We start from the raw sequence: 11,742 nt of genomic DNA, 5'->3' as shown, positions 1-11,742 counted from the left end.
ACAAGTGTGCCGACCAACGGTCGGCACCCACCGCCATCCACGCATGCGTGGATCTACGTGCCCAGCCCGGCCATGACGAAATCAACGAAACACTGCAGCCGCGGTCGGGGGCGACGGTCGGGCAGGTAGATCAGGTGCATCGGCCGTGGCTCGGGCAGATAGTCGCGCAGCAGTGGCTTCAATCGTCCCGCTGCGATTTCACCGGCAAGCAGCGCGGTCGGCTGCAGCACCAGGCCTGCGCCCGCCACGGCTGCTTCGCGGAGCGCGTAACCGTCATTGCTGGTCAACCGCGCTTCCCAATCGACCTGTTCGCCATTGGCCAGCTGCCAACCGTGACCGCCGCGCCAGGCCAGGTGGCTCAGGCAATCATGTCCTTCAAGATCGGCGGGCGTGCGCGGCGTACCACGGCGGCGCAGGTACGACGGTGATGCACACAGACTCATCGCATACGGCGGCAGCGGCCGCGCCACCAGTTCCTGCGACGGCAGCGGACCGACGCGGATGGCTGCATCGAAGCCATCCTCGATCAGGTCGATGCGGCGATTGCTCAGGTCCAGCTCGATGTTCAGCAGCGGCTGTGCCCGCAGCAGATCGCTCAACACGGGAGCCAGCACGCAGCTGCCCCAGGTGGTCGGCGCACTGACCCGCAACAGCCCGCGCGGCTGCACCTGCAGCCCGGCCACGTCCGCCTCGGCCTGCTGCACCTGTTCCAGCACCTGCCGGCAACCGGCCAGGTAGGCAGTGCCGGCTTCGGTCAGGCGTTGGCGACGGGTATTCCGCTGCAGCAGCGCGGCGCCCAGGTGCGCTTCCAGCTGCTGGATGTACTTGCCGACCATCACCGCCGACACCTGCAGGTGGCTGGCGGCGGCGGAAAAACTACCGTGCTCGGCCACGGCGACGAAGGCCTGCATGCAGCGCAAGGTATCCATTGCAAACCCATGGTTAGGAATATGCGAATCATACGCCGCTTACCAAACCAACCGGCGACAGCGCAGACTGCGTCCATCCCCTCTCGCAAGGAGCTGTCATGAAGATTCTTCTCGTCGGTGCCAGCGGCACCCTCGGCCAGGCGGTCGCCCGCCACCTGGGCCAGCAGCACGACATCCTCGCTGCCGGGCGCCACAGCGGCAGCCTGCGCGTGGACCTCACCGACGACGCCAGCGTGCGCGAGCTGTTCGCGCAGACCGGCCCGGTCGATGCGGTGATCTCCACCACCGGCAAGCTGCATTTCGGCCCGTTACAGCAGATGACACCCGAACAGTTCAACGTCGGCCTGCAGGACAAGCTGCTCGGCCAGGTGCGTCTTGCACTGGCCGCGCAGCACCATCTCAATGCTGGCGGCTCGATCACCCTGACCAGCGGCATCGTCAGCGCGCAGCCGATCCGCGATGGCGCCAACGCCACCGCCGTCAACCATGCGCTGGAAGGTTTCGTGCGGGCGGCGGCGCTGGAACTGCTGCCGCGCGGGCTGCGCATCAACGTGGTCAGCCCGAACGTGCTGGTGGAATCGATGGAAGCCTACGGCCCCTACTTCCCCGGCTTTGAAGCGGTGACCGCACAGCGCGCGGCGCTGGCCTTCCAGCGCGCGGTGGAAGGCATCCAGAGCGGCGAAACCATCACCGTCTGGTAACGAGCGTGCCGACCAGGGTCGGCACCCACCAGCACGGTCAGCCCCAGCGCATCGGGCCGTCGCCGCGCTCGCCGAGCACGTCATCCGGGTTGGCCAGGCGGCAACGCTTCAGTGACAGGCAACCGCAGCCGATGCAGCCGGTCAGCTCGTCGCGCAGCAGCTGCAGCATGTGGATGCGTTCCTCCAGCTCCACCTGCCAGCGTGCCGACAGCTTGGCCCAGTCGGCCTTGGTCGGCGCCCGCCCCTGCGGCAGGCTCTCGAACGCACGTGCCACCGCTTCCAGCGGCATGCCCACGCGTTGCGCCACGCGGATCACCGCCAGCCGGCGCAGCACGTCGCGGGCGTAGCGGCGCTGGTTACCCGACGTGCGCAGGCTGCTGATCAATCCCTTGCGCTCGTAGAAATGCAGCGCAGAGACGGCCACGCCGCTGCGACGGGCGACATCGCCGACGCTCATGTCCTGTGCCAGCATCGATTGACCTCAACTTTGGTTGAGGTGGCATGCTGCTACCATCGCCGCCAGATGACAAGCGCGGCCCGTCCGCCCCCGCAGGAACCCGATGCCCTCCCCCGCTGCCACGGCCGATCCGGTCGATTCCTCCATCCTGTCCGCGCGCTACCGCGCCACCACCCTGGGCATGGTCGCCCTGGTCTCCCTGCATGCCTTCGAGGCACTGGCGGTGGCCGCAGCAATGCCGACCGTGGCCGAGGCCCTGGACGGCCTGCGGTTGTATGCGTTGGCCTTCGGCGGCACCTTGGCCACCAGCGTGATCGGCATGACCCTGGCCGGCCGCTGGGCCGACCGCCACGGCCCCGCACGCCCGCTATGGTGGGGCCTGGCCTGCTTCGTGCTGGGCCTGCTGCTGGCGGGCTTCGCCCTGCGCATGGGCATGCTGGTGGCCGGACGCCTGCTGCAGGGCCTGGGCGCAGGCGCCATTTCGGTGTCGCTGTATGTGATGGTCGGGCGGACCTATCCCGAGCATCTGCGGCCGAAGGTCTTCGCCGCGTTCTCTGCCGGTTGGGTGGTGCCGTCGATGATCGGCCCGGCGCTGAGCGGTGTGATCGTGCAGCATCTTGGCTGGCGCTGGGTGTTCCTGGCGGTGCCGCTGCTGGCGATACCGGCCGGCCTGCTGCTGCGACCGGCACTGGCGCGCATGCAGGCTGCAGCCACGGATGTTGCCGATGATGGCCGCGGCAACATCGTGCGCTGGGCCAGCGGCGCCTCCCTGGCTGCCCTGCTGCTGTATCTGGGCGGGCAACAACAGGGCGTACCTGCACTGCTGTGCATCGGCGTGGCGATGCTGGCGCTGCTGTTCTGCGTGCATCGCCTGTTGCCCGCCGGCACCCTGCGCCTGCGCCGTGGCCTGCCCAGTGTGATCGCATTGCGTGGTGTGGCCGCTGCCGCGTTCTTCGCCTGCGAGGCCTACCTGCCCCTGCTGCTGCAGCGCGAGCGTGGGCTGTCACCCAGCTGGGCCGGTGCAGTGCTGAGCCTGGGCGCGCTGGGCTGGTTCACCGGCTCGTGGCTGCAGGGTCACCAGCAGCGCGGCTGGTCGCGGCAGCAACTGCTGCGCGTGGGCACACCGCTGATGACCGTGGGCATCGCCGCGACGCTGGCGGTGCTGTTCACTGCGGTGCCACTGCCGGTCGCCCTGGTCGGCTGGACGCTGACCGGCTTCGGCATGGGCATGATCTACGCCAGCCTGTCGGTGCTGACGCTGTCACTGTCACCACCACACGAACAGGGTGCGAACACCTCGGCCCTGCAGTTGAGCGAAGCACTGTCGGTGACCACCGCACTGGCGGTATCCGGCGCGCTGTTCGCACTGTTCGTGGAAAGCGCCCCGCATACCGGCTACATCCTGTGCCTGGCCATCACCCTGGGCCTGGCGGTGTTCGCCACGGTGATCGCACGTCGCGTGTAGACGCCCCGGAGAGCATCCCGTTACGGCCTCGCCACCGTACCCACTTCATCGATGTCCTGGTGCAGGATGCGGCGCACTTCCAGCACCGCCTGCGGCGTCTCCTGCACGCTGTGGCCGGAGATGATCACCTTCTCCGACAACGCGCCCGGCAGGTGCGAGCTCCAGTACGGCACCAGCCCATCGTCGGATTTCTCCACCGGCAGTTCCGGTTTGCGCTGGGCGATGATGGAGTGGTACTTCAGGCCCGGCGTGATCGGCAGCTGCGCAGCGGCTTTCACGAACGGGTCGCTGGCCTTGAGGTTGTCGATGCTGTTGGGAATCTTCGGCTTGGCCGTGCCATCCGCCTGCTGCTCGGCCTGTGCCAGTGCCAGGAACACATCCTCGAACTTGCCGAGGATGGTCAGCGGCAGGCGCACCAGGCGGCCGATCAGGCGGCCCACCTTGTTGCCGGCGATGTCCGTGCCCTGGTGCGGGGCGGCGATGAAGATCGCACGCTCCACGTTCGGTTCGGCCTTGAAGTGCAGCAACGGACCCAGCTTGGACTGCACCCGCTTCAGGCGTTCGCCCTTCAGGTTGTAGTTGGCGAGCAGATCATTCCACAGCACATCGCCGGAATCGCTGACCAGCAGGCGCGCCAGCACGCCACCCATGCTGTGGCCGATGTAGACCATGTCCTTCGAGGCGCGCGTGCTGCCGTTGGGGTCGAAGTGCTGCAACGTGTCGTTGAATGCGTTGGCGATCTCGTAGCGGTTCAGCGCGATCGGCGCATTGGTCGGGTAGTACACCTGCCACACCTGGAACTGCTGGCGCAGTTCGGGGTCACCCATGATCTCGTTGGCCAGGTTCACCCACGCTTCCGGGCTGCTGCCCAGGCCATGCAGCATGAAGATGATGCGGCGGTTCGGATCCCATGGCTGCATCAGGTAGATGTGCGGCTCGCCGATGCCCTCGCTCATGCCGAACAAGGTACGCAGCGACTGCGTGGCGAACCCGCTCTGCGCCAGCCACAGACCGTAGGCGGCGGTGAAGTTGCCCGCCAGCGGCACCTCTTCGCCATGCAGGGTGATGCGCTCGGTGGCCTCGGGCGAATAGCCATCCAGCAGCACCTGGCGGGTGCGCATCACGTCTTCCAGCGTGTTGCCTTCAAAACGCAGCAATGCCGTGACGTTGATCGAGGACATCTCGCTGTACTCGGGCACCGAATCATCGTGCTGGTGGCGGCGTCCGCGGCGGACGCCCTCCTCCTGCTCGTCCTTGGTGGCCTGCGCCTGTGCCGTTTCGGCCTTGGCCCCTTCCGCGGCGACGGCAGGCACCACCAGCTTCGGCGGGTCCATCACCATCACCAGCTCGGCGCCGAAACCATCGCGGCGATAGGTGCTGCGCATGCCGACGAAGCTGACGGTACCGGCCGGCACCAGCTGCTTGGGGATGCTCTTCAATGAAAGGCGCTGGAAATCGGAAGCCAGCGTCCAGCTGCCCGCCGACACCGGCTTGGTGTAGTCCTCGCCGGCCAATGCTGCGGCACGGGCACGCGCGAACAACACCACGGCGGCCTTCTCGGCAGCATAGTTGTAGTAATCGCGTACCTGCGTCTGCCGATCCTCGAACGCGCGATCGGAGGGCGAGCGCCCGCTGTAGAACAGATAGGCATAGCCATAGCGCGCCGCCTCCAGCCATGCATCCAGCGCTGCATCGCTCATCGGCGGTTCGTTGGCCGCCTGCTTCTTCGGCGTCAATGCCAGAGCGGCCTTCACCCACAGCTCGGACAGCGTCGACAACCGCTGCTCGACGTTGAGGTCATCGGTCATCAACAGCGTGCTGCGGCAGACCAGGAAGTCCTTCTCGCACTGTGATTCGTCCAGCCCGGCCGCACTCAGTGTCTCGCGCGAGGCGGGGCTGAGCTTGCCGGTGTTGAGCACATCGGCGCGCTTGTTGACCAGGTAATCGCTGGACGCCACCTGCTTGACGGTGACCATCGCGCAGCCGCTGCCGCCCAGCAGCAGGAAAGCAGCCAACAACGCCGGCAGCACGCGCTGCCAGCGGAACAGGATCATCGGGGTCATTGCTGCGGGTCCTGCTCGGTGCCAGGGATGCCCTGGCGGATCACGGTGGAGAAATCATCGTCGGGTGCCATCTTCAGCGCGCGCTCGGTGATGCGGCCCTTGGCATGCAGTTCGGCGTACGGTACGCCAGGCGTGAGCGCCCCCACCTCCTGCGCGTACTCGGCCAGGTAGCCCGAGGCCAGCAACCGGTAGTCCAGCGGCAGGCGCGGGGCGATATGCCGCGCCAGGTCGAAGACAATCGTGGTGCAGTTGCTGGTCAGCGTGTTGTAGAAGCCGGGCGTGGCATCAAGCTGGCGTGCCTGGTCGATGTAGGCAGCAAACAGGGTCTTGAGCTGGTTGCGGTCCATGCCGTGCAAGCGGTACAGGTAGACATCCTCGCCGCGCGCGTTGGTGCGGGTGCGGATGATGTCGGTTTCTTCGGACGCGACCAGCGTCATCTCGAACTTGCGGAAGAAGCCGCCCAGTGCCGAGAACGATTCACCACGCTCCTTGCGGATTTCCAGCGAGAACACCAGGTGGCGCCCGTCCTCGAATCCGAACGAGACCAGGGTGTGGGCGATCGCCGGGCCCATCCAGTACGACAGCACCAGGTCGGCCGAACGCAGCTGGTCCAGGTCGTAGCTGCGGCGCACCCAGCGCGCGTCGTAGTCGGTCTCGGTGCGCCAGGTGAAATCGCGCACGTTGTCCAGCACCACGTGGCGGCCATCGAAGGATTCCACGTGCAGGCGCTGCGCCACGTCATCGGCCCAGTCGCGGTCCTGGCGCGGGGCCAGCAGCAGCCACCACAGCCCCGCCAGCGCCAGAGCGCCGGCAAAGGCCGCCCACAGCCGGCGCGTGCCACGGCCGCGCGCCACCTGCCAGGCCGCCCAGGCGGCGGCCAGCAGCCACAGCATCGCCGCGGTCACGCCCAGCCAGCCTGGCCCGGGCATCTGGTAGGTCAGCAGACCGGCCACCCACAGCGCCAGCAGCACCATCACACATCCTGTCATCCATCGTCCTGCGGCTTTCACTGGCATCCTGTCGGGGTCCCGGGGCGGCATAGTTAGCCACAAGCCGCCTCACGGCGACATCTACGACGGTTCAGGCTGGCGCCGGCGGGCGCATACTGGCGTCCACCAAGGGTATACAGGGAGCGAGGATGGGCATTACCACCGTGGCCGGCGTCGCCGTGCAGGCGCAGCACCGGGCCAGCTGTCATTGCGGCACCGTCGAGCTGCTGCTGGACCTGCCCGAGGGCATCGTCGACCCGCGCCGCTGCGACTGTTCGATGTGCCGGCGCCGCGGCGCCATCGCCGCCAGCGTGGCCGAAGACGGGCTGCATATCGTGCGTGGCCAGGCCCATCTGCGCCTGTACCAGTTCAACACCCACGTGGCCGAGCACTACTTCTGCGACGTCTGTGGCATCTACACGCACCACCGCCGCCGCTCCAACCCGGACCAGTACGGCTACAACGTGGCCTGCCTGGAAGGCATCGATCCGTTCGCGCTGGGAACGATTCCGGTCAATGACGGGGTGAACCACCCCGCCGACCGCACCGGTTAGTGGCGGCTGCGCCGGGGCGGCGGCGCGACCTTCTGCCACGGGGCCATGCTGGCCCGGCCGACGCGCAACGGACGCTTCAACGGCGTTCGACGCGCGGGCAGGTCCGCTGCAGGCGGCAGCGTCGCGGCGGGCAGCGCAGGGCGTGAGGGCCAGAGTCGGTCAAGCAACCACATGGCAGGTCTCCGTGGGGACGGGGACGATCAACCCTACCGATGCCCGGGCCAAGACCGGGTGATGGCGTTGCGGCAGGAAGGTGACAGCCGACGCCCCTGCCCTCAGTGCACCGGCCGCGCCCTGCCCACCCGCCGTACCAGCACGAAGAACAGCGGCACCAGCACCACCGCCAGCACCGTTCCGGAGAGCATGCCGCCGATCACGCTCATGCCGATTTCACGCCGGCTGACCGCGCCGGCGCCGGTGGCCAACGCCAGCGGGATGACGCCTGCCACGAAGGCCAGCGAGGTCATCACGATTGGCCGCAGGCGCAGGCGCGCGCCCTGAAGTGCCGCTTCCACCGCTGAACTGCCGGCGCGGTAGCGTGCTTCGGCGAACTCCACGATCAGGATCGCGTTCTTTGCCGACAATCCAATCGTGGTCAGCAATCCCACCTGGAAGTAGATGTCATTGACGAAGCCCGCAGCCGTGGTCGCCAGCACCGTACCGATCACGCCCAGCGGAATCACCAGCACCACCGCTACCGGCACCGTCCAGCTCTCGTAGAGCGCGGCCAGGCACAGGAAGATGAAGGCAATCGAAGCGGCGTAAAGGTACAGCGTCTGGTTGCTGGCCAGTTGTTCCTGATAGGACAGCCCGCTCCATTGCAGATCGAACCCGGGTTGATCGGCCACCAGCGCCTGCATGCGCTGCATCGCTTCACCCGAGCTGCGCCCTTCCGCCGCGCTGCCCTGGATCTGCATCGCCGGCAGGCCGTTGAAACGCTGCTGCAGCTGCGGCCCACGCGCCCAGTGGCTGCTGGCAAAGCTGGCGAACGAGGCCATCTGACCGTTGCCACCGCGCACGTACCACTGGCCGATGTCGTCGGGCACGCTGCGGTAAGGCTGGTCGCCCTGCATGTAGACACGCTTGACCCGGCCGCGATCCAGGAAATCATTGATGTAGCTGCCACCCCAGGCGGCAGACAGCGTGGAATTGATGTCGGCCTGTGCCAGGCCCAGCGCGCTGGCCTGGGCGTGGTCGATGTCCAGCCGCAGCTCGGCCTTGTCGCCCAGCCCGTTCAATCGCACGGAGGTCAGCCCGTCGTCTTCGCCGGCCGCGCGCACCACCTGCTCCTGCGCGGCCTGCAACGCCACGCGTCCGGCCGCGCTGGTGTCCTGCAGCCACAGCTCGAAACCGCTGGACTGCCCCAGGCCGCGCACTGCCGGCGGCGCCAGCACGTTGACCTTGGCATCGGGCAGCTTGCGGAAATAGGCATTGGCGCGCGCGATGATCGCCGCTGCGGTGTTGTCGCCCTTGCGCTCGTCCCAGGGCTTGAGTGCCAGGAAGCCCTGCCCCGCATTCTGGCCGGTACCGGCGTTGTTGCGACCGACCACCACGAACACCACGTCCAGGTTCTGCTTCTCGTGCTCCATGAAGTAACGGCTGATCTGCTCGCCCAGCGCCTCGGTGCGCGCCATCGGCGTGCCTTCAGGCGTGGAGAACTGGAAGGTCACCTGGCCCTGGTCCTCCACCGGCAGGAAGCCGGTGGGCATGCGCGCGTACAAGGCAATCATGGCGATCACCAGCAGCAGGTAGAACGCCATCCAGCGCCGCGGACGTGACACCACGCCACCGAGCTTGCCCTGGTAGGTCGACTGGCTGCGTTCGACGCCACGGTTGAACGCCGCGAAGAAGCGCCCCGGTGGCTTCTGCGCCGACGAGGGCTTGAGCAGGGTCGCGCACAGCGCCGGTGTCAGGGTCAGCGCAACCAGCGCCGACAACGCCATGGCCGATGCAATCGTGATCGAGAACTGCCGGTAGATGATGCCGGTGGAACCGCCGAACAGCGCCATCGGCAGGAACACCGCACCGAGCACCACGGTGATGCCGATCAGCGCACCGGTGATCTCGCCCATCGACTTCTCGGTTGCCTCGCGTGGCGGCAGATGCTCTTCGTGGATGATGCGTTCCACGTTCTCCACCACCACGATCGCGTCATCGACCAGCAGGCCGATGGCCAGCACCATCGCAAACAGCGTCAGGGTGTTGATGGTGAAACCGGCCACCGCGAGGACGCCGAAGGTACCCAGCAGCACCACCGGCACCGTGATCGCAGGAATCAGGGTGGCGCGCAGGTTCTGCAGGAACAGGAACATCACCACCACGACCAGTACGATCGCCTCGATCAGGGTGTGGATGACCCCTTCGATGGAGACCCGTACGAACGGCGTGCTGTCGCGTGGATAGGCCACCTGCAGCCCGGGCGGGAACGTAGGCCGCAGCCGTTCAAGCTCCGCGCGTACTGCATCGGCAGTGGCCAGCGCGTTGGCGCCGGAGGCCAGGGTCACCGAGAAACCCGCAGCCGGATAGCCGTTGAGGAAGCTGCTGGTCTGGTAATTCTCCGCGCCGATCTCGACCCGCGCCACGTCGCCCAGGTGCACCGCCGCGCCGCTGGGCAGCGTGCGCAGGATGATCGCGCGGAACTGTTCCGGAGTCTGCAGGCGCGACTGCGCGGTGACGGTGGCATTGAGGCTCTGCGTCGCACTGGACGGCAACGCCCCCAGCTCGCCGGCAGTGACCTGGGTGTTCTGTGCCTGGATCGCGCTGCGCACATCCGACGGCATCAGGTCGTAGGCACGCAGCTTGTGCGGATCCAGCCACACCCGCATCGCATAGGCCGAACCGAACACATTGATCTCGCCGACGCCGGCAATGCGGCTGATCGGGTCCTGCACGTTGCTGACCAGGAAATCGGAAACGTCCACCCGCTCCATGCGCCGGCTGGTGTCGTACAGCGAAACCACCATCAGCGAGTCGCCCTGCGACTTGGCCACAGTCACGCCCTGCTGCTGCACTTCCTGCGGCAGGCGGTTGATGGCCTGGTTGACGCTGTTCTGCACCTGTACCTGGGCGATATCGGGGTTGGCGCTCTGGTCGAAGGTGACCGTGATCCGCGCCTGTCCCGAAGACGAACTGGTGGAGGAAAAATACAGCAGGTGGTCGATGCCCTTGATCTGCTGTTCGATCACCTGGGTGACGCTGTCTTCCACCGTCTGTGCAGACGCGCCGGTGTAGTTGGCGGTGATGTTGACCTGCGGCGGTGCGATGTCCGGATACTGCTCGACCGGCAGCTGGGTCACCGCAATCGTGCCGAACGCCATGATGCAGATCGCCAGTACCCAGGCGAATACAGGGCGGTGGATGAAGAAGCGCGGCAGCATGCGCTCAGTCCTTTCCGGCCGGCGCAGCCACGGGCGCCGTCTTCATCCGCACCAGCATGCCGTCGGCAAGGCCCTGCGCCCCCGCCACCACCACCTGCTCGCCAGCGCTGATGCCATCAAGCACCAGCCACTGGTTGCCGACCGCGCGGGCGGTGCGGAAGGTACGCAGCCGCGCCTTGCCCTCCTTGTCGACCAGCCACGCCTGCGCCTCGCCCTTGGCACTGCGGTCCACCGCCGACTGCGGTATCAGCAGCGCCTGCTGCTGCGTACCCTGGCCCACCTGCGCACGCACGTACATGCCCGGCAGCAGTTGCCCATCAGGATTGGGGAACTGCGCGCGCAAAGTGATGCTGCCGGTCTCCTGCTGCACATCGATGTCGGCAAATTCCAGCGTGCCCGGCAACGGGTAGTCGGTGCCATCGGACAGGCGCAGCCGCACCGGCGCGCTGTTGGCCTGCACGCCCCCCTCGGCAATGGCGCGACGCAGCGCCAGGTACTCGTTGCTGGACTGGGTGATGTCCACGTTCATCGGGTCGACCTGCTGGATCCGCGCCAGCGGATCGGCCTGGGCGGATGTCACCAGCGCCCCCGGGGTGAACAGCGCACGCCCGATGCGACCGGCAATCGGTGCGGTGACCGTGGCAAAACCCAGCCGCGTACTGGCGGTATCGCGCGCTGCCTGCGCAGCCTGCACGGCCGCAGCCGCCTGCTGGCCACTGGCGATGGCATCGTCCACGTCCTGGCGCGCGGCCAGCTGGTCCTTGCCCAGCGCCTGCATCCGCTGCGCCCGCAGGCGAGCGGTCACGGCGGCCGCTTCGGCGGTCTTCAGGTTGGCCTGCGCCTCGTTCAGGGCGGCCTGGTACAGCGCCGGCTCGATCTGGAACAGGGGCTGCCCGGCCTTCACCAGCTGCCCCTGCTCGAACAGGCGCTGCACCAGCACCCCGTCCACCTGCGGGCGTACATCCGATTCCTGCGAGGCAATGGTGCGTCCCGGCAGTTCCTGCTGCAGCGCCAGCGTCTGGTTCTGCAGCGTCAGCACGGTCACTTCCGGCGTCGCCTTGCCTGGTTTGGGCGCGTCCTTGCCGCAGCCGGCCAGCAGGGTAGCCAGGGCAAGCACCAGCAGCGGCCGGCGCCAGCCCGCGGCAGGCAGGGAGAAGTACGGAAGGGTCATCGGCAGCAGGTTCCACGCGCGGGGGGAGCGTTCGGC

General features: G+C 67.5%; 9 protein-coding genes. 3 read left to right on the top strand and 6 right to left on the bottom strand.

Going from position 1 to position 11,742, the window contains the following annotated elements; genetic code table 11:
* Positions 1–53: 53 nt before the first annotated feature.
* Complete coding sequence (locus tag CR918_RS03220; protein ID WP_099842037.1) at positions 54–929, bottom strand: LysR family transcriptional regulator; 876 nt, start codon at positions 927–929, stop codon at positions 54–56.
* 98 nt (positions 930–1,027) lie between these two features.
* Here CR918_RS03220 and CR918_RS03215 point away from each other — a divergent pair, with 98 nt between their 5' ends.
* Complete coding sequence (locus CR918_RS03215) at positions 1,028–1,630, top strand: short chain dehydrogenase (RefSeq protein ID WP_025874043.1); 603 nt, start codon at positions 1,028–1,030, stop codon at positions 1,628–1,630.
* Positions 1,631–1,667: 37 nt separating this feature from the next.
* On the opposite strand, the gene soxR is transcribed toward CR918_RS03215, so the two are convergent.
* Positions 1,668–2,102: a redox-sensitive transcriptional activator SoxR gene (gene soxR / locus CR918_RS03210; protein WP_032951587.1), complete on the bottom strand. Its 435-nt coding sequence runs from the start codon at positions 2,100–2,102 to the stop codon at positions 1,668–1,670.
* An 88-nt stretch (positions 2,103–2,190) separates the two neighbouring features.
* Here soxR and CR918_RS03205 point away from each other — a divergent pair, with 88 nt between their 5' ends.
* Positions 2,191–3,552, top strand: coding sequence for an MFS transporter (locus CR918_RS03205; RefSeq protein WP_099783070.1), 1,362 nt, complete (start codon positions 2,191–2,193; stop codon positions 3,550–3,552).
* Positions 3,553–3,572: 20 nt separating this feature from the next.
* Here the strand turns inward: CR918_RS03205 and CR918_RS03200 are convergent, their stop codons facing one another.
* Both CR918_RS03200 and CR918_RS03195 read right to left on the bottom strand, forming a co-directional pair.
* Positions 3,573–5,615 (bottom strand): esterase/lipase family protein, encoded by a 2,043-nt coding sequence (locus CR918_RS03200; protein WP_099842036.1) that lies wholly within the window; start codon positions 5,613–5,615, stop codon positions 3,573–3,575.
* Positions 5,612–6,589 carry an Lnb N-terminal periplasmic domain-containing protein gene (locus CR918_RS03195; RefSeq protein ID WP_099842035.1) on the bottom strand — a complete coding sequence of 326 codons (978 nt, stop codon included), beginning with the start codon at positions 6,587–6,589 and terminating at the stop codon, positions 5,612–5,614. Before CR918_RS03195 ends, CR918_RS03200 begins: the two co-directional genes overlap by 4 nt.
* A 164-nt stretch (positions 6,590–6,753) precedes the next feature.
* Here CR918_RS03195 and CR918_RS03190 point away from each other — a divergent pair, with 164 nt between their 5' ends.
* Entirely contained in the window at positions 6,754–7,158 is a 405-nt protein-coding gene (locus tag CR918_RS03190; RefSeq protein WP_032977314.1) for a GFA family protein, read from the top strand.
* A 275-nt stretch (positions 7,159–7,433) separates the two neighbouring features.
* On the opposite strand, the gene CR918_RS03185 is transcribed toward CR918_RS03190, so the two are convergent.
* Positions 7,434–10,535 (bottom strand): efflux RND transporter permease subunit, encoded by a 3,102-nt coding sequence (locus tag CR918_RS03185; RefSeq protein ID WP_099842034.1) that lies wholly within the window; start codon positions 10,533–10,535, stop codon positions 7,434–7,436.
* Positions 10,536–10,539: 4 nt separating this feature from the next.
* On the bottom strand, positions 10,540–11,706 hold the full coding sequence (locus CR918_RS03180; protein WP_099844215.1) for an efflux RND transporter periplasmic adaptor subunit: 1,167 nt from the start codon (positions 11,704–11,706) through the stop codon (positions 10,540–10,542).
* Positions 11,707–11,742: the final 36 nt, after the last annotated feature.

This window comes from Stenotrophomonas indicatrix, from assembly GCF_002750975.1.
Taxonomy (GTDB): Bacteria; Pseudomonadota; Gammaproteobacteria; order Xanthomonadales; family Xanthomonadaceae; genus Stenotrophomonas; species Stenotrophomonas indicatrix.
The sequence above is the reverse complement of the archived record's forward strand: the minus strand, read 5'-3'. Positions and strand labels throughout refer to the sequence as shown.

Bases quoted from the DNA above. Each gene is read 5' to 3' on its own strand.
- CR918_RS03180 (WP_099844215.1), bottom strand. From the start codon at position 11,706: ATGACCCTTCCGTACTTCTCCCTGCCTGCCGCGGGCTGGCGCCGGCCG.
- CR918_RS03220 (WP_099842037.1), bottom strand. From the start codon at position 929: ATGGATACCTTGCGCTGCATGCAGGCCTTCGTCGCCGTGGCCGAGCAC.
- CR918_RS03215 (WP_025874043.1), top strand. From the start codon at position 1,028: ATGAAGATTCTTCTCGTCGGTGCCAGCGGCACCCTCGGCCAGGCGGTC.
- CR918_RS03205 (WP_099783070.1), top strand. From the start codon at position 2,191: ATGCCCTCCCCCGCTGCCACGGCCGATCCGGTCGATTCCTCCATCCTG.
- CR918_RS03200 (WP_099842036.1), bottom strand. From the start codon at position 5,615: ATGACCCCGATGATCCTGTTCCGCTGGCAGCGCGTGCTGCCGGCGTTG.
- CR918_RS03190 (WP_032977314.1), top strand. From the start codon at position 6,754: ATGGGCATTACCACCGTGGCCGGCGTCGCCGTGCAGGCGCAGCACCGG.
- CR918_RS03195 (WP_099842035.1), bottom strand. From the start codon at position 6,589: ATGGTGCTGCTGGCGCTGTGGGTGGCCGGTCTGCTGACCTACCAGATG.
- CR918_RS03185 (WP_099842034.1), bottom strand. From the start codon at position 10,535: ATGCTGCCGCGCTTCTTCATCCACCGCCCTGTATTCGCCTGGGTACTG.
- soxR (WP_032951587.1), bottom strand. From the start codon at position 2,102: ATGCTGGCACAGGACATGAGCGTCGGCGATGTCGCCCGTCGCAGCGGC.